The organism is Sphingomonas sp. GW821-FHT10F11 (assembly GCF_058809095.1).
In genome coordinates, this window is record NZ_JBXASH010000004.1 from 1 (window position 1) to 17,893 (window position 17,893).

The 17,893-nt window shown below is 67.1% G+C and carries 15 protein-coding genes; 6 read left to right on the forward strand and 9 right to left on the reverse strand.

All coding sequences use genetic code 11. From position 1 onward, the window contains the following. Positions 1 to 544: 544 nt before the first annotated feature. Positions 545 to 1,435, reverse strand: coding sequence for a prephenate dehydratase (locus tag AC1RT8_RS13295; RefSeq protein WP_493076135.1), 891 nt, complete (start codon positions 1,433 to 1,435; stop codon positions 545 to 547). Between the two features lie 105 nt (positions 1,436 to 1,540). Between AC1RT8_RS13295 and AC1RT8_RS13300 the strand changes: the two genes are divergently transcribed. Beyond that, positions 1,541 to 2,218, forward strand: a complete 678-nt coding sequence (locus AC1RT8_RS13300) for a c-type cytochrome (RefSeq protein ID WP_493076136.1) — start codon at positions 1,541 to 1,543, stop codon at positions 2,216 to 2,218. A 368-nt stretch (positions 2,219 to 2,586) separates the two neighbouring features. Here AC1RT8_RS13300 and AC1RT8_RS13305 read toward each other — a convergent pair whose 3' ends face one another. Then, positions 2,587 to 3,462, reverse strand: a complete 876-nt coding sequence (locus tag AC1RT8_RS13305) for an LOG family protein (protein ID WP_493076137.1) — start codon at positions 3,460 to 3,462, stop codon at positions 2,587 to 2,589. A gap of 53 nt (positions 3,463 to 3,515) precedes the next feature. Further along, positions 3,516 to 4,148 (reverse strand): extensin family protein, encoded by a 633-nt coding sequence (locus AC1RT8_RS13310; protein ID WP_493076520.1) that lies wholly within the window; start codon positions 4,146 to 4,148, stop codon positions 3,516 to 3,518. Positions 4,149 to 4,486: 338 nt separating this feature from the next. On the opposite strand from AC1RT8_RS13310, the gene AC1RT8_RS13315 reads away from it, so the two are divergent. The 5 genes from AC1RT8_RS13315 (at position 4,487) to AC1RT8_RS13335 (ending at position 10,158) form a co-directional block, all read left to right on the forward strand. Continuing rightward, the gene (locus tag AC1RT8_RS13315) at positions 4,487 to 5,623 is read left to right on the forward strand and encodes a phosphoserine transaminase (RefSeq protein ID WP_493076138.1); all 1,137 of its coding nucleotides are present in this window, start codon (positions 4,487 to 4,489) and stop codon (positions 5,621 to 5,623) included. A 90-nt stretch (positions 5,624 to 5,713) separates the two neighbouring features. Continuing rightward, positions 5,714 to 7,291: a phosphoglycerate dehydrogenase gene (gene serA / locus AC1RT8_RS13320; protein ID WP_493076139.1), complete on the forward strand. Its 1,578-nt coding sequence runs from the start codon at positions 5,714 to 5,716 to the stop codon at positions 7,289 to 7,291. Between the two features lie 49 nt (positions 7,292 to 7,340). Next, entirely contained in the window at positions 7,341 to 7,727 is a 387-nt protein-coding gene (locus AC1RT8_RS13325) for an endonuclease domain-containing protein (RefSeq protein WP_493076140.1), read from the forward strand. A 1-nt stretch (position 7,728) separates the two neighbouring features. Beyond that, positions 7,729 to 8,835, forward strand: coding sequence for an ATP phosphoribosyltransferase regulatory subunit (locus AC1RT8_RS13330; RefSeq protein WP_493076141.1), 1,107 nt, complete (start codon positions 7,729 to 7,731; stop codon positions 8,833 to 8,835). A 33-nt stretch (positions 8,836 to 8,868) separates the two neighbouring features. Then, complete coding sequence (locus AC1RT8_RS13335; protein WP_493076142.1) at positions 8,869 to 10,158, forward strand: adenylosuccinate synthase; 1,290 nt, start codon at positions 8,869 to 8,871, stop codon at positions 10,156 to 10,158. Between the two features lie 18 nt (positions 10,159 to 10,176). On the opposite strand, the gene aroC is transcribed toward AC1RT8_RS13335, so the two are convergent. The 6 genes from aroC to AC1RT8_RS13365 all read right to left on the reverse strand — a co-directional run bounded on the left by aroC (position 10,177) and on the right by AC1RT8_RS13365 (position 17,828). Further along, complete coding sequence (aroC, locus tag AC1RT8_RS13340; protein ID WP_493076143.1) at positions 10,177 to 11,247, reverse strand: chorismate synthase; 1,071 nt, start codon at positions 11,245 to 11,247, stop codon at positions 10,177 to 10,179. 162 nt (positions 11,248 to 11,409) lie between these two features. Beyond that, positions 11,410 to 12,213: an enoyl-ACP reductase FabI gene (gene fabI / locus AC1RT8_RS13345; RefSeq protein ID WP_493076144.1), complete on the reverse strand. Its 804-nt coding sequence runs from the start codon at positions 12,211 to 12,213 to the stop codon at positions 11,410 to 11,412. Beyond that, a complete protein-coding gene (locus AC1RT8_RS13350; protein ID WP_493076145.1) occupies positions 12,210 to 13,178 on the reverse strand; it encodes a YihY/virulence factor BrkB family protein in 969 nt (322 codons plus the stop codon). Before AC1RT8_RS13350 ends, fabI begins: the two co-directional genes overlap by 4 nt. Before the next feature lie 276 nt (positions 13,179 to 13,454). After that, positions 13,455 to 14,387 carry a DnaJ C-terminal domain-containing protein gene (locus AC1RT8_RS13355; protein WP_493076146.1) on the reverse strand — a complete coding sequence of 311 codons (933 nt, stop codon included), beginning with the start codon at positions 14,385 to 14,387 and terminating at the stop codon, positions 13,455 to 13,457. A gap of 67 nt (positions 14,388 to 14,454) precedes the next feature. Beyond that, complete coding sequence (locus AC1RT8_RS13360; RefSeq protein WP_493076147.1) at positions 14,455 to 15,345, reverse strand: transglutaminase family protein; 891 nt, start codon at positions 15,343 to 15,345, stop codon at positions 14,455 to 14,457. Next, on the reverse strand, positions 15,342 to 17,828 hold the full coding sequence (locus AC1RT8_RS13365) for a circularly permuted type 2 ATP-grasp protein (RefSeq protein ID WP_493076148.1): 2,487 nt from the start codon (positions 17,826 to 17,828) through the stop codon (positions 15,342 to 15,344). Before AC1RT8_RS13365 ends, AC1RT8_RS13360 begins: the two co-directional genes overlap by 4 nt. Positions 17,829 to 17,893: the final 65 nt, after the last annotated feature.

Below are 17,893 nucleotides of genomic sequence, written 5' to 3' on the forward strand. Positions count from 1 at the left end.
TGGCGGAGAACTTCCTCGCCATGGTCCAGATCGCATCAATGCGCCTGTGGCTCCGCGTTTATGAGTCTACGGCCTAGATAGTGGTCTACGTTTGAGCCGGTCAACACCGCGGCCGCAGCGCTCCCGAATGCTGCAGCGCCAGCGGCAAGGAGCCCTGCTAAGACGAGCGCGCGTTGGTCTGCGGCCAGGGCAGCAGCGAGTTGGGCTTGAACGCGGGAATCAGCTGCTCCGGCGAGATTCCTCAGCGCTTCAACATCCGTCGTCGAGTAATCAGCAGCAGCCATAAACGCTATATAGGGATTATTGGGGCTGAATACAGACGCGAGGCCTGACTTATCATTTTCCCCGGTAATTACTCAGCGCTGGGCGGTGGTGCTGAGATTCAGAAGCGCAACAACTGAAAGACCGCTGGGCGACGACCCAGCGGTTTTTTGCCGCCGGCCGCTATTCCGAAGGCATAACAAGGCCCAAGAACCACCAGATAGCGACGTCCCGCTGTCACCTCCGACACATCGCCACCTGATCACAACACGACGGCAGAATCCTACCCCCGCGCCCGCGCCTGCCGGTACGTCCCCAGCACCCGCACCCATTTCGAGTGGAAGCCAAGCTCCGCGATCGCATTGTCCAGGCGCGGGTCGCCCGGCTTGCCCTCGACATCGGCATAGAATTCGGTCGCCGCGAAAGTGCCGCCGCGCTGATAGCTTTCCAGCTTGGTCATGTTGACGCCGTTGGTCGCGAAGCCGCCCATCGCCTTGTAGAGCGCGGCGGGCACGTTCTTCACTTCGAAGATCAAGGTCGTCATGAACGGCCCGTCGCCGATCGGCGCATGGCCGGCGCGCGCCAGCACCAGGAAGCGCGTCGTATTGTGATCGGCATCGGCAATGCCGTCGCACAGCACGTCCAGGCCATAGATCGGCGCGGCCATCGGCGGGGCGAGCGCGGCGAGCGCCGGGTCGCCCTTCTCCGCCACCAGCGCGGCGGCGCCCGCGGTATCGGGATAGGCGATCGGCACGATGCCTCGCTCGCGGAGCCAGTGGCGGCACTGGCCGAGCGCCTGGGGATGGCTCGTCGCCTCGCGCACATCCTCCAGCCTGCCCGATCCCATCAGCGCATAGTGAATCGGCAAGAAATGCTCGCCGGTGATGACCAGGCCCGATTCGGGCAGCAGGAAATGCATGTCGGCGACGCGGCCGTGCAGCGAATTCTCGATGGGGATGATCGCGCAATCGGCGCGGCCGTCGCGCACCGCGTCGATCGCATCGGCGAAGTCGAAACAGGGCAATGGCAACCCGTCGGGAAAGGCCTGCAGGGCCGCGATATGGGAATTGGCGCCGGGGGCGCCCTGGAAGGCGACGGCGCGCTCCGGGTGCGCCGCGGCTTCCTCGATCATGCGCGCAACGATGGGCCGCGCGGGGGCTGCGAAATTGTCCATGGAGCGGCGCGCTTACCGGTGCCTTTGTTCTTGCACAAGCGCGGCTTGCGGTGACGCTCCACCGAATCTAAAGGGAGCCGACTTTCCGACAGGGGCAACTTGGCAATGGACAATCGGACGAACACGATCGCGGGCTGGGTGCTCGGCGCATGCGGCGTGGCGCTGGGGCTTTCGATCGTGGGCGGAATGGTGTTCCAGCCGCATCATCTCGAGAAGATGGGCTACCCGATCGAGGGTGTCGCAGAAGAGGGCGCCGAGGGCGGCGCGGCGGCTGTGCCGATCGCGACCCTGATGGCGACCGCCGATCCGGCGAAGGGCGCCGAGGTGTTCAAGAAGTGCGCTGCCTGCCACACGATCAACCAGGGCGGGCCGAACGGCATTGGCCCGAATCTCTATGCGACGCTCGGCGAGGGCATCGCCGAGGGCAAGGGTGGCTTCGCCTTCTCCGATGCGCTCAAGGCCAAGGGCGGCAAATGGGACTTCGAGGCGATGAACGCCTGGCTGACCAGCCCGCGCGCCTTCGCCTCGGGCACGAAGATGACCTTTGCCGGCCTCGGCAACCCGCAGGATCGCGCCAATGCGATCGCCTATCTCAACCAGCAGGGCTCGAACCTGCCGCTCCCGGCGGCGCCTGCCGCAGGCGCCGCAGCGGCGCCGGCCGAGGGTGCGGACGCCAATGCGTCGGCGCCGGCCGCCGCGAATCTCTCGGAGGGCGCAGCCCCGGCACCGGGCGCACCGTCGGTCGATCCGAACGCTGCGGTTCAGGCTGAAAAGAAGAAGTAATCGCTTCCCCGGCAAACGCCGGGAGATCGGTTGCGAAAAAGGCCGCGCCGGGGGGGGCGCGGCCTTTCTTGTTTTTGCTGGAGGCCTGTTTCAGCCGGACCTTGTTCCTCTCCAGTGGGAGAGGATACGAAGACTTGAGAGCGCAGCGAACTAGTCGGAGTTGGTGAGGGGCTCCGGGAGCTATCGAGGGCTCCCGGAGCCCCTCACCAAGTTTCGCTAGGCAACAAGTTGCCAAGCTTCACTATCCTCTCCCACTGGAGAGGAGCATCGTCTGTGTCAGTGTCGCTACGGCTGCGCCACCTCGATCTCGACTCGCCACGAACGGTTCGGGGTGGCCCCGATTTCAGGCTTGGTGCATCAGTCCCGCCTCACTCCGCCTCGCCCGCGGGCTCCTGATAAAACTCCTGCACCACCTTCCACGCCTCTTCCGCCGTCTCGACGAACGTAAAGATGTTGAGGTCGCGCGCGGAAATCACGCCTTCCTCGACCAGCGCCTCGAAATTGACCACGCGGTTCCAGAACTCGCGGCCGAACAGCAGCACGGGGATCGGCTTGATCTTGCCGGTCTGGATCAGCGTCAGCAGCTCGAACAGCTCGTCGAACGTGCCGAAGCCGCCCGGGAAGGCCGCGAGCGCCCGTGCGTGGAGCAGGAAGTGCATCTTCCTGAGCGCGAAATAGTGGAACTGCATGCTCAGCGACGGCGTCACATAGGGGTTCGGCGCCTGCTCGTGCGGCAGCACGATGTTGAGCCCGATCGATTCGTGCCCGGCCTCCGCCGCGCCGCGATTCGCCGCTTCCATGATCGAGGGGCCGCCGCCCGAGCAGACCACGAAGTGGCGCTTGCCTTCCTCGTCGCGCGGGCAGGCGCTGGCGAGCTGCGCCAGTTCATAGGCGACGTCGTAATATTTCGACTTGGCGACCAGGCTCTTGGCGATGCGGATCGCTTCCTCGCCTTCGGCCAGCTCGAGCAATGCCTTGGCCTTGGCCGGCTCGGGGATGCGCGCCGATCCGTACATCACGAAAGTGGAGGCGATGTTCGCCTCGGCCAGGATCAGCTCGGGCTTGAGCAGTTCGAGCTGGAAGCGGACCGGGCGGAGATCCTCGCGCAGCAGGAAATCCATGTCCTGGAAGGCGAGGCGATAGGCCGGGTTTTCGGTCTGGGGGGTGCTGATCCCGGCATTGGCGGTTTCGGCATCCTGGCGAGCGCGCGGAAAGACCCGCGACGGTACATGTGTCTCTGTCATTTGATCAGGCCCTAGCCGAAAAACGCCGCGAGATGAAGCTTAGCCGATGAAGCTCAGCGGCAGAAACGCGCGCGGTCGTCTTCCAGGTGCAGATGGTTGGCGTGCGCCGCGTTGTAATCCGGGCTCAGCACCGTGCCGAAGCGCTTGCAGGCGGAGCTGTGGATCACCTGCAGGAATTCCCGCTCGTCCGGGTCGTTCGATCGCCAGCCGTTCAGCACCGTCACCCGCCGCCCGTCGGCCAGCACGAACGCCGAGATGTCGACCGCATTGGCGATGGCGTGCCCCGACAGCCTGTTCCCCGCCGTCGCCGATCCCACCACGTTGCGGCACGAATAGGATCCGAAGCTTTCGACGCGCACCAGGTCGCTGCCCAGGATCTGCCGTGCCGCGGGGGCGACCGCGTGGCGCGTCCAGGCGATGAACGACCGCGCAAGGCCGCAGCGCATGCCCTTCAAATTGGTCACCGGCACCCCGATGTCGATCAGCTGCACCGATCCGATCACCGAGCACCCGCCGCCATAATCCCTGTCCGGCAACGGGCTGAAGCGCACCTGCTCGCGCGACAGGTCGGCAAAGCACGCCTGGGTCTCGCGCGAGGTCGGCAGGTTGAGCGTCACCGGCCGCGCCCCGACCGGCCGGGGCCGCGGGCGTTCGTCCCCGCGCCCGCACCCGGCGAGCAGCAACATCATCGCCATTGCCGCAGCCGTCCACCCCGGCCAGACGACGCGACCGGCTCCTCCAGCCGTGCCGCGCCCGCAAGAGGCCCGGCAGAATATCGGACGCGTCATATCGACTGACCCCGCATTGCCGCGGCGAGGAATATCGCGCTCACTGGCGAAGGCAATGCGGCGCATGTTCGGTCGTGGCGAGCCGGCGCCGATATGCACCCGGACAATGGCTGAAATACACAGCGTTCGCCGCATCGCAGCAGAAATCGCATTGACGTGGCGCCGCAGATCGCTAGGGCCGTCGACGGGCCACGCGGTCCCAACGCCGCGCGTGCTCTCTGCAAGGAGAGACTGACATGACTGAACTACCTGCGCCTCCGGCGACGAAGCCGGCGCGTCCTTATTTCTCCTCCGGTCCCTGCGCGAAGCCGCCGGGCTGGTCCCCCGAAAAGCTCCAGACTCAAGTGCTCGGCCGGTCACACCGCTCGAAGCTCGGCAAGACGCGCCTGCAATATGCGATCGACCTGATGCGCGAGATGCTGCAGCTCCCCGATACCCACCGCATCGGCATCGTCCCCGGCTCCGACACCGGCGCGTTCGAGATGGCGATGTGGACGATGCTGGGCGCGAAGCCGGTGACGGCGCTCGCCTGGGAGAGCTTCGGCGAGGGCTGGGTAACCGATGCGGTCAAGCAGCTTGGCCTCGACCCGACCGTCCTCCGCGCCGACTACGGCCAACTCCCCGACCTGGCTCAGGTCGACTGGTCGAACGACGTGCTGTTCACCTGGAACGGCACGACCTCGGGCGTGCGCGTGCCCAACGGCGACTGGATCCCGGGCGACCGCGAGGGCCTGAGCTTCGCCGATTCGACCAGTGCAGTGTTCGCCTACGACCTGCCCTGGGACAAGATCGATGTCGCCACCTTCTCCTGGCAGAAGGTGCTGGGCGGCGAAGGCGGCCACGGCGTGCTGATCCTCGGCCCGCGCGCGGTCGAGCGGCTGGAAAGCTTCACGCCGACATGGCCGCTGCCGAAGGTGTTCCGCCTCGTCTCCAAGGGCAAGCTGACCGAGGGCGTGTTCAAGGGCGAGACGATCAACACCCCGTCGATGCTCGCCGTCGAGGACGCGATCTTCGCGCTCGAATGGGCCAGGGGCCTGGGCGGGCTGCAGGGTCTGATCGCGCGCAGCGATGCCAATGCCGCCGCGCTCGACAGGATCGTCGCGGATCGCCCGTGGCTCGGCCATCTCGCGCTGGACCAGGCTTCGCGATCGAAGACCAGCGTATGCCTGACGGTCGAGGGCGCCGACGAGGCGCTGATCAAGAAGCTCGCCAGTCTGCTCGAAGCCGAGGATGCCGCCTATGACATTGCGGGTTACCGCGATGCCCCGGCGGGCCTCCGGATCTGGTGCGGCGCGACCGTCGACGCCGCCGATATCGAGGCGCTCGGCCCCTGGCTCGACTGGGCCTACGCCTCGGTCACCGTCGCGGCCTGACTTCATTTGTGTCCCCGCGAAGGCGGGGACCCAGTCTGGGCTCCCGCTTTCACGGGAGCACAATTCCCCACGATCATGAAAGGCACCACCATGCCCAAAGTCCTCATTTCCGACAAAATGGATCCCAAGGCCGCCCAGATCTTCCGCGAACGCGGGGTCGAGGTCGACGAGATCACCGGCAAGACGCCCGACGAGCTGAAGGCGATCATTGGCCAGTATGACGGTCTCGCCATCCGCAGCTCGACCAAGGTGACCAAGGACATCCTGGCGCACGCCACCAACCTGAAAGTCGTCGGCCGCGCCGGCATCGGGGTCGACAATGTCGATATCCCCGCGGCCTCGGCACAGGGCGTGGTCGTCATGAACACCCCGTTCGGCAATTCGATCACCACCGCCGAGCATGCGATCGCACTGATGTTCGCGCTGGCCCGCCAGCTGCCCGAGGCCGATGCCTCGACCCAGGCCGGCAAGTGGGAAAAGAACCGCTTCATGGGCGTCGAGCTGACCTCGAAGACGCTCGGCCTGATCGGCGCCGGCAATATCGGTTCGATCGTCGCCGACCGCGCCCGCGGCCTGAAGATGAAGGTGATTGCCTATGATCCTTTCCTCACCCCCGAACGCGCGATCGAAACGGGTGTCGAGAAGGTCACGCTCGAGGATCTGCTCGCCCGCGCCGACTTCATCACGCTGCACACCCCGCTCACCGACCAGACCCGCAATATCCTGTCGGCCGAGAACCTCGCCAAGACCAAGAAGGGCGTGCGCATCATCAACTGCGCCCGCGGCGGACTGATCGACGAGGCGGCGCTGAAGGCCGGGCTCGATTCGGGCCATATTGCTGGTGCCGCGCTCGACGTGTTCGTCGAGGAGCCTGCCAAGGATTCGCCCTTGTTCGGCACGCCCAACTTCGTATCGACACCGCATCTCGGCGCCTCCACCTCGGAAGCCCAGGTCAATGTCGCGATCCAGGTCGCCGAGCAGATGGCCGATTATCTCGTCTCGGGCGGCGTCACCAACGCGCTCAACGTGCCGAGCCTGTCGGCCGAGGAAGCGCCGAAACTCAAGCCGTATATGGCGCTGGCGGAGAAGCTCGGTTCGCTGATCGGCCAGCTCGCCCACGGCGCGTTGTCGGGCATCAACATCGAGGTCGAGGGTGCGGCGGCGGCGCTCAACCAGAAGCCGATCACCTCCGCGGTGCTCGCCGGCTTGATGCGCGTGCATTCGGACACGGTGAACATGGTCAATGCGCCGTTCCTCGCCAAGGAGCGCGGTATCGACGTGCGGGAGGTCCGCCATGACCGCGAGGGCGATTACCACACGCTGCTGCGCGTGACGGTGAAGACCGATGCCGGGGACCGTTCGGTCGCGGGTACGCTGTTCGGCGACGCGGCCCCGCGCCTGGTCGAACTGTTCGGCATCAAGGTCGAGGCCGATCTGGTCGGGCACATGCTCTATGTCGTCAACGAGGACGCGCCCGGCTTTATCGGCCGGCTCGGTTCGCTGCTCGGCGAGGAGGGCGTGAACATCGGCACCTTCCATCTCGGCCGCCGTTCGGCCGGCGGCGAAGCGGTGCTGCTGCTCTCGGTCGATGAGCCGGTGACGCAAGAGTTGATCGCCAAGGTCCGCGCGCTGGCCGGCGTGAAGACCGTGATGGGGCTCAGCTTCTAGGCTATCTAAAACCCTCTCCCCTCCGGGGAGAGGGTTTGGGAGAGGGGCTGTGCCGGCAACGGACGAGAAATTGCTCAAGCGCGCAAAGGCTATGCGAAGCGAGCTCACACAGCCTGAACGCGAATTATGGACCGCCCTTCGGGCCAAGCGCTTCGGAAATGTCAAGTTTTCGCGTCAGGTTGTGATCGGCCCATACATCGTCGATTTCGCCGCGCGCCTGCGCAAGCTGGTCATCGAGCTTGACGGGGACACCCATGCGGGCAACGAGAAAAATGACGCACGCCGAACGGCGTGGCTTGAACAGCAAGGCTATCGGGTGATCAGGTTCAACAACGGCGACGTCATGTCGAATGTGGAAGGGGTGCTTCGGGCGATCAGCGATGCGCTTGGGACTGCCCCTCTCCCAAACCCTCTCCCCGGAGGGGAGAGGGCTTAAGATGACTCATGCTCTGCTCCCCGAAGGTTTCCGCGACCGGTTGCCGCCGTTCGGCGATGCCGCAGCACGCCTCGAGGCGGCAGTGCTCGGGGCGGCCTATGCGCATGGCTATGAGCGTGCCGATCCTGCGCTGGCCGAGTTCGAAGCAGGTCTCGCCGGCCGGCTGAAGGCGGCGCGCGCGCAGGACGCAGTGCGCTTCGTCGATCCGGTGTCGCAGGCGACGCTCGCCATCCGGCCCGACATGACCGCGCAGATCGGCCGGATCGCCGCGACGCGCATGGGGCATCACCCGCGCCCGGTCCGCCTGTCCTATGCCGGTCCGGTGCTCAAGCTCCGCGCCTCGCAGCTCAGCCCGGAGCGCGAGCTGCGCCAGATCGGCTGCGAGCTGATCGGCCTCGACACCGTCGCCGCCGCGAAGGAAATCGTGGGCGTCGCGGTGGAGGCGCTCGAAGCGGCCGGCGTGCGTGGCATCTCGATCGACTTCACTTTGCCCGACCTCGTGACGATCCTGGCGGACGGCCCGCTCCCGGTCGAGCCGTGGCTGATCGAGCAGCTCCGCGACCGGCTCGACGCCAAGGACGCCGGCGGCGTTGCCGAGATCGCGCCGGCCTATCTCCCGCTGATCGAGGCGGCGGGCCCGTTCGAAACGGCGCATGACCGGCTCTGCGCCTTCGATGTCGGCGGCGCGCTGCGCTCGCGGCTCGACGGGCTCTGGCAGATCGCTTCGGGGCTGAAGGGCCGTACCGCGCTGACGCTCGACCCGACCGAGCGGCATGGGTTCGAATATCAGACCTGGCTCGGCTTCTCGATCTTCGCTGATGGCGTGCGCGGCGAAATCGGGCGCGGCGGCAGCTACACCATCGTCCATGAGGACGGCAGCGAGGAAGCCGCGACCGGCTTCTCGCTCTATGCCGACGCGATCGTCGCGGCGGGCCTCGCCGATGTCGACCGCCGGCGCCTGTTCGTGCCGCTGGATACCGACCCCGCCATCCCGGCCGCGATGCGGGCGCAAGGCTGGGTCACCGTTGCTGCGCTCGAAGCGGGCGATACGCCCGAGGCGCAGCTCTGCACGCATATTTTGGTAGAGGGCGCGGCGCGCGCTCTTTAAGCGCCGCACCGCCTCATTCGAAGGAACGCAGTTTTGGCAAATGTCGCAGTAATCGGCGCCCAATGGGGCGATGAGGGCAAGGGCAAGATCGTCGACTGGCTCGCCGAGCGCGCCGACATGGTCGTGCGCTTCCAGGGCGGCCACAATGCCGGCCACACGCTGGTCGTGGGCGAGAAGGTCTACAAGCTGTCGCTGCTGCCATCGGGCATCGTGCGCGGCACGCCCTCGGTGATCGGCAATGGCGTGGTGCTCGACCCCTGGGCGCTCAAGGCAGAGGTCGAGAAGCTGGCCGGTCAGGGCGTGACGATCACGCCCGAGACGCTGATGATCGCCGACAATTGCGCGCTCATCCTGCCGTTCCACCGCGACCTCGATTCGCTGCGCGAGGATGCCAGCGGCGCCGGCAAGATCGGCACCACGCGGCGCGGCATCGGCCCGGCCTATGAGGACAAGGTCGGTCGCCGCGCGATCCGCGTGTGCGACCTGGCCCATCTCGACGCGCTCGATTCGCAGCTCGACCGGCTGACCGCGCATCACGACGCGCTCCGCGCCGGCTTCGGCGAGCCGCCGATCGACCGTGCGGCGCTGGTCGAGGAACTGCGCGCGATCGCCGATTTCGTGCTGTCCTTTGCCCGCCCCGCCTGGCGCAACCTCAACCAGGCGCGGGCCCGCGGGCGCCGCATCTTGTTCGAGGGCGCGCAGGGCGTGCTGCTCGACGTCGACCACGGCACCTATCCCTTCGTCACCTCGTCCAACACCATTTCGGGCACGGCGGCGGGCGGGTCTGGCCTCGGGCCGAGCGCAGTCGGCTTCGTGCTGGGCATCGCCAAGGCCTATACGACGCGCGTCGGCTCCGGCCCCTTCCCGACCGAGCTGGAAGACGCCACCGGCGAGCGGCTGGGCGAGCGTGGGCATGAGTTCGGCACCGTCACCGGGCGTAAGCGCCGCTGCGGTTGGTTCGATTCCGTGCTGGTGCGGCAATCGGCGGCGGTCGGCGGCATCACCGGCATCGCGCTCACCAAGATCGACGTGCTCGACGGCTTCGACGAAGTGAAGATCTGCGTCGGCTACACACTCCGCGGCGAGACGCTCGACTATTTCCCCTCGCACGCCGCCGATCAGGCAGCGGTCGAGCCGATCTACGAGACGATGCCGGGCTGGCAGGAATCGACCGCCGGCGCGCGGAGCTGGGCTGATCTGCCTGCTCAGGCGATCAAATATATCCGCCGCATCGAAGAGCTGATCCATTGCCCGGTGGCACTGGTCTCGACCAGCCCCGAGCGCGAGGACACGATCCTCGTGCGGGATCCCTTCGCGGATTGATCGGCCAGAGCCGGGCGCTCAGCGCCCGGTCTGCGCCCGGTGCAGCAGCCTCTGGTCGGCCAGGACCAAAGCGACCATCGCCTCGACCACCGGCGCGCCGCGGATTCCGACGCAGGGATCGTGGCGGCCCTTGGTCATGATCTCGGTTGCCTCGCCGCTGCGCGTGATCGTCTCGACCGGCGTCAGGATCGAGCTGGTCGGCTTGAACGCGACGCGGACGCGGATCGGCTGACCTGTCGCGATCCCGCCCGCGATGCCGCCCGCATGGTTGGCGAGGAATTCCGGCCTGTCAGCGCCTGGACGCATCGCATCGGCATTCTCTTCGCCGCGTAGCACCGCCGCGTCGAAGCCGTCGCCGATCTCGACGCCCTTTACCGCATTGATGCTCATGCAGGCCGAGGCGAGTTCCGCGTCAAGCTTGGCGTAGAGCGGCGCGCCCCAGCCGGCGGGCACGCCCGTCGCCTCGCACGCGATGACCGCGCCGAGCGAGGAGCCCGCCTTGCGTGCGCCATCGACCAGCGCCTCCCAGCGCGCAGCGGCTTCGGCATCGGGACAGAAGAAAGGGTTCGCATCGATCTGGTCGGGATCGAAATTGGCCGGATCGATCCGGTCGCCGCCGATCGCCTCGACCCAGGCGCGAATGCGTACCTCCGGGATCACCAGCCGCGCGACCGCCCCCGCAGCGACCCGCGACGCCGTCTCGCGCGCCGACGAGCGCCCGCCGCCGCGATAATCGCGAAAACCGTATTTGGCATCATAGGCATAGTCGGCATGGCCCGGGCGATAGGCCTGGGCGACCTCCGAATAATCCTTCGAGCGCTGGTCGACATTCTCGATCATCAGGCTGATCGGTGTGCCGGTCGTCCTGCCCTCGAACACACCGGAGAGGATGCGGACCTGGTCCGGCTCCTGCCGCTGCGTGGTGAAGCGTGACGTACCCGGGCGGCGCTTGTCGAGGAAAGGCTGGATGTCCGCCTCGGAGATGATCAGCCCCGGTGGACAGCCATCGACCACCGCGCCGATCGCCGGGCCGTGGGACTCACCCCAGGTGGTGAACCGGAAGACATGACCGAAGCTGTTGAGGCTCAAAACCCTTCTCCCGTCGGAAGAGAGAGGGACCCATATGAAAGATGGGAGGGTGAGGGTGAACCACTCGACCCGGCGTGTTCGATCATGGCTTTGTCGCCCTCACCCTTCCCACCGCTGCGCGGCGGGCCCCTTCCCTCTCCCGTTGGGAGAGGGAGAAAAAAATCACACCAAAGCGATATCCGGCGCGTCTTCCGCCTTCATGCCGATCGCGTGATAGCCGGCATCGACATGATGCACCTCACCGGTCACGCCGCTGGCGAGATCGCTGAGCAGGTACAGGCCGGCGCCGCCGACATCCTCGATCGTCACGTTGCGCTTGAGCGGCGAGTTCAGCTCGTTCCATTTCAGGATCAGGCGGAAATCGCCGATGCCCGAAGCAGCGAGCGTCTTGATCGGGCCGGCCGAGATCGCGTTGACGCGGATATTGTCGCGGCCGAGATCGACCGCGAGATATTGCACGCTCGTCTCAAGTGCCGCCTTGGCCACGCCCATGACGTTATAGTGCGGGATGACCTTTTCCGCGCCGTAATAGCTGAGCGTCAGCAGCGAGCCGCCATCGGGCATCATCGCCGCCGCACGCTGCGCCACCGCGACGAAGCTGTAGACCGAGATGTTCATGGTCAGCAGAAAATTGTCGAGTGTCGTGTCCATGAAACGGCCACGCAGCTCGTTCTTGTCGGAAAAGCCGATCGCGTGGACGACGAAATCGATCGTCGGCCATTCCTTCGCCAGGTCCTCGAACGCCTTGTCGAGCGCTGTCATGTCGGAGACGTCGCAATCGATCAGCAAGGTCGAGCCGAGCTGCTCGGCGAGCGGCCTTACGCGCTTCTCGAGCGCTTCGCCCTGGTATGAGAAGGCGAGCTCAGCGCCTGCTTCGCTGAGCTTCTTGGCGATTCCCCAGGCGAGCGACCGATCATTGGCCAGGCCCATGATCAATCCGCGCTTGCCCTGCATCAATCCCGTCACGCTGCTGCCGCCTCCTGTTTGTTGCTGCCGCCGAGGTCCTCTACTCCCACATCATCGGATTCCGCCAGTGCCGCGTTCAATTCGGCGCCAACGACCAGGCCGAGCCCGACGAAGAAGAAGAAGATAAGCGCGATCATCACGCCTGCCAGGCTGCCATAGGTAAGATCGTAACTGCCGAGCAGACCGAGGATGACCGGCAGAAGTGCGGTGACCAGCAGCCACCAGCCCGCGGTGAACAGCGCGCCCGGCCATTTGGGGCATTTGCTGTCGCGATATTTGCGCGGAGTGAGCGCGTAGAACACCATGTAGAGCGCCGCGAACAACGCAAGGCCCGGCGCGAGCCGGCTGACCGACACGATCGTCGCCGCGTCCGCCGCGAAGGGCAGCACGCGCAGGATGAACTGTTCGACCGCGAGCAGCATGATCTGAAAGGCGAAGGCGATCAGGATCAGGATCATCGCGGTCAGGATCAGTCCGATCGACCAGAGCCGGTATTGCCAGAACGGCCGGACCGATTTCACGCCATAGGCGCGACGGAGGATGTCGCGGATCGTCTCGATGAAGCTCGCCGTGGTCCATAGCCCGACGATCGCGCCGAACCAGAGCAGCGAGCCGGAGCGTGCGGTGAGCACGTCGGTGATCGGCGTCTGCAGCACCTGCGCGACGCTGGGCGGCACGGTGCGCAGGAACGCCTCGACCGCGTGAAGGCCCTCCCCCGTCTGCCCGAACAGCCGCGCGACCGCCGCCGCGACGATGAAGAAGGGGAAGAGCGTCAGCAGCGACAGATAGGCGAGGTTGCCGGCATGGACGAACCCGTCGCTATACACGCCTACGAAGACGCGCTTGAGCACCTCGCGGGCGTAGCTGCCCGGCTGCATGAAGGCCATGCGCCGGCTGAGCTTGGTCTGCCCCTCGCCCGGCCTTTTGCTGCGTTCTTCGGGCGATTGGGGCGAAACTTCCTGCATTAGGACCTGCACTCACAGCCGGAGATCGCCGTGATCGCCCGGAGAGGGCCGCCGGCAAGGAGCGCGGCGCAGGGCGGACCGGTAGTCCGTCCCAGCCACGCGACGCAGACCGGAGGCCCTCTCCGAGCGACCGCTTCGCGGCGGGCGAATTTTGCCCTCTGGGGGCGTCGATCGTCGGTCACGATGTTATCCACATCGCTCCCTCCTCTCTCCTTCCCAGAGGGCAAAATTCGCTCCGTCACGGCGATCTCCGGCTGTGAGTGCAGGTCCCAGCGGTTAAACGCCCATGGCCGCGCGTGGGTTGCTCTTGTCGCGATCCTTCCATCCCTGGACGAACTCGGTCAGCGCCTCGTCGCCCGCAGGCAGGTCGACCATCAAGGTCACGAGCTGGTCGCCGCGCGTGCCGCCCTTCTTGTGGAAACCACGCCCGCGCAGGCGGAGCACCTTGCCCGAGGTCGAGCCGGGCGGAACCGTCAGCATCACCGCGCCCTCGACCGTCGGCACGCGCACCGAGGCGCCGAGCACCGCTTCGGACAAAGTGATCGGCAGATCGAGCCGCACATCGTCGCCATCCCGGGTGAAGAAGCGGTGCGGCTGGACGCTGATCGTCACCATGCCGTCGCCATTGCCGCCCGGCCCCGGCTGGCCCTTGCCGGCCAGGCGCATCTGGAAGCCGCTTTCGAGGCCGGCGGGCAGCTTGAGGTCGATCGTCTTGCCGTCAGCGAGCGTGATGCGCTGCGGGCTGAGCGTCGCCGCATCGGTGAAGGAGACGTTGAGCTTGTAGGCGACGTTCGCGCCCTTTGGCTGGGGCTTGCGCCCGAAACCGCCGAACCCGCTGGAGAAACCGCCGCCGCCACTACGGCCACCGAACATGCCCTCGAAGATGTCGCTGATATCCGGGCCGTCCGCCTCGAACGGGGACCCGCCGCCGCCCGGCCCCGGGCGGAACCCGCCCTGGCCGCCGCCAAAGCCGAACGGCGACGCCGGGTTGCCGTCGCCATCGATCTCGCCGCGATCGAACCGGGCGCGCTTGTCCTTGTCGGTCAGCAGATCATAGGCGTTGGTGACCTGGCTGAACCGCTCGGTCGCCTTCTTGTTGTCCTTGTTGCGATCGGGATGCAGCTCTTTCGCGAGCTTCCGATACGCCTTCTTGATATCGGCCTCGCTGGCGGTGCGCGGCACGCCTAGCGTTGCATATGGATCGGCCACTTTTGCCCTCTGTTTCTATTCTGGCGCCTATTTGGGGGATCGACGCCGGAAGCGCAAACCCCGAGCGTCAGGCGACTGCTTCCAGCACGGGCGCGACATCGACCGAGACGTTCATCTTCTGCGCGCCCGAGCCAAGCACCACGCCGTCGATCGGCGCGATCTCGCCGTAATCGCGGCCGATCGCCATGATGATATGGTCGCCCGCCATCCAGATGCCGTTGGTCGGATCGACGCCGACCCAGCCGAGATCAGGGCCGCACCACAGCAACACCCAGGCATGAGTCGCATCGGCGCCGACCAGGCGGGGCTGGCCGGGCGGCGGGATGGTGCGGATATAACCCGAGGCATAGGCAGCGGGCAGGCCCGCGGCGCGCAGGCCGGTGATCATGATCTGCGCGAAATCCTGGCAGACGCCGCCGCGTTTCGCGAAGGCCTCGTGCGGGACGGTATCGACCAGGGTCGCTTCGGGATCGAAATCGAACTCGTCCTGGATGCGCCGGGCGAGCGCGATCGCCGCGTCGAGCGACGGACGGTCGGGATCGAGATCCTGCGCGCACCAATCGGCGATGTCGCGGTCGAGCGGGATCAGCGGCGAGGGGAAGAGGTAATTGGCCGGACCCGCCGGCGAGGCGTCGCGGCTGGCGCGCGCGGCGATCGCGACCTCGGCCAGGGTCGGGTCGCTGTCCGACGGCATCGGCACCGGCCGGTCGACCATGATGCGCGACACGCTTTCGATGACGAGATGGCGCACCGGCTCCTCGACCACCAGCCGCATGACATTGGCGAGACCGGCCTCGGCGCGCGCCGGCGCGGTACGGCCCGAGGGGCTGATCGTCAGGCGATAATCGCGCAGTTCCTGGCCGGACCAGTGGATCGGCTTCAGGCGCAGGTTGCAGCGCGCGAACTTGACCGAAGCGCCGTAGTCGAAGCGCGTCACGTGACGGATATCGTAGATCACGCCAGCGTCAGCCCGCCCGCGCGAAGCGGTTCCGCACCCTGCAGGAAGTAGCGCCGCGCGACCGCGTCCGACAAAGCGAACAGCCGCCGTTCCAGATCGCCCAATATGCTCTCGTCGAGGGTCGCCGCGGTCGCGGTCGAGACGATCGACACCAGCAAGGTCGCCACGGCCTGTTGCGGCTCGTCCATGCCGTCGTCGCCGAGCACCGGCAGGGCGCGCATATGCTCACAGATGCGATCGACCTGGAAAGCGAGCGAGCGCGGATTGCCCGGGTCGAGCGCGACCAGATCGACCACCGGCACCCGGGCGATGCCGGTCAGATAGCGCTGGCGATAGCTGATCTGGCTGTCGGCCAGGTCGAGCAGGGTCGACAGGTCGTCGATCGTCCCATTGGGCATGCCGAACACCCGCACCGCGCGCGTCACGGTCAGCGCACGTTCGAGCCGGCGGCCGAGATCGTGGAACCGCCACGCGGCGGTGCGCCCCATATGCTCGACCGACAGGCCGGAGAGCGCGGCGTAGCGGCGCTGGAGCGAGCCCGCCTTGTCGAGCATGCCCCCCTTGGTCGGGAAAGGCGCGTCGAGCAGCTTGACCATGTCGGCCGCCAGCCGGTCGCGCGAACCGCGCCCGATGCCGCGGGCGAGCCGGTTGATCGCGCGGACGCTGTGCCAGCCGCCCTCGCCCGATTCCATCGCTATGCGCGTGAACTGGGTCAGGTCAGCGCGCCGCAGGCTCGCCGGGTGCGGCGCGGCCCCGATATTGACCGCCATGCCGACCAGCCGCCCGACCGTGTCCGGGCCGAGCGCGGCACCGGCATCGGCATCGATCGAATTGCCCAGCATCACGCGGATGATGCTCAGCAGCGCCTCGCCGCGTTCGAGATAGCGGCCGAGCCAGAAGAAATTGTCGGCGACCCGGCTCGGCAGGGTGCCGGGGTTGCGGCGGACATGGATCGAATCGCTCGGCGGCAGCAGCGAGACCGGGGCGACCGGCTCCGGCCCGTGCACCGCGACATCGGCCGACCAGTTGCCCTCGCCCATTACCGAGGCGCGGGGATCGCTATGTTCGCCGATCCGCGCAAAGCCGCCCGGCATGATCGCCCAGCTGCCATCGGCACCGCGCGCGGCGAAGACGCGGAGCGTGAAGGGCCGCGCAGCCAGACCCGTGTCGGTGACGACCGGCATGGTCGACAGCCGGATGATCTCCTGCCCGACATAATCCTGGGGCCGTCGCGCCATGTCGTCGAGCAGGGCCGCACGCGCCGTGCCGGTGATCTCCGCGCCCGGCCGGGGCATGAGCCCCTCGAGGCCGAGCGGCTGGACGCCGAAGGCTGGGCCGATCAGCAGCTGATCGAGATCCTCGATCACGCGGGCGCGCTCCTTGTCCTGCCCGCACCACCAGGTGGCGATATTGGGGAGGAGCAGGTCCTTGCCGGTCAGCCGGGTCGCGAGCATCGGCAGGAAGGCGGCAAAGGCAGGCGATTCGAGCACACCGGCGCCCGGCACGTTGGAGATGACGACATTGCCCGCCGCCATCGTGTCGATCAGCCCGGGCACGCCGATGCTCGAATGCGAATCGAAGGCGAGCGGATCGAGCAGGCGCGGATCGAGCCGGTTCCAGATCGCATCGACCCGCTTGAGCCCGCCGATGGTGCGGACATAGAGCTTGTCTTCGAGCGCGGCGAGATCGGCGCCCTCGACCAGCAGCAGACCGAGATAGCGCGCGAGATGCGCCTGTTCGGCATAGCTGGGATTGTAGCGGCCCGGCGTGAGCAGCCCGATGCGCGGCTCGGCGCGGCGGCAGGCAGCGGCGAGGCCGTCGCGATACGCCGCGAAGAAGGGCGCGTGGCGCTTGACGTTGAGCCGGCCCTGCAGCCCGCCGAGCGTGCGCGAGATCGCCAGCCGGTTTTCCAGCGCATAGCCGGCGCCGGCGGGCGCGCGCAGATGATCGGTCAGTACGCGCCATTCGCCGGTCGGCCCGCGGCCGAGATCGATCGCGATGAAGTGAAGGTGATGTCCGCCGGGCGGCACCAGCCCCGCCATCGGCCGGAGGAAGAAGGGACTGCCCGCGACCAGCGCAGCGGGGATCAGCCCGCGCTCGACCAGCTTCGCATCGCCATAGAGATCGGCCAGGACCGTTTCGAGCAGTTCGGCGCGCTGGGCGACGCCGGCCTCGATCCCGGCCCATTCGTCGGCCTCGATCAGCAGCGGGACGGGAGAGAGCGGCCAGGCGCGCTCCTCGCTCTCGCCGATGATGCGAAAGCCGGTGCCGATATCGGCGGCGTGGCGCTGCACCCGGTCGCGCGCATGGCCGAGATCGTCGCCGGCGATCGCGGCCAGTTCCTCGAACATCGCGGTCCAGGCGGGATCGTCGCGACCCGCGCAGAGCACGTCGCCCTTCTTCTCCCGCGCGCAATAGTCCGCAATCCAGCGCGCGGCGTGGATCGATGGATCGAGCAGAGAGGGCGCTGCGAGCGTGGCCATGGTGATTGAAGGCGTTCCCCTACGAACATGGCGACTCGACCACAATCCCTTCGCGCGTGCAACAA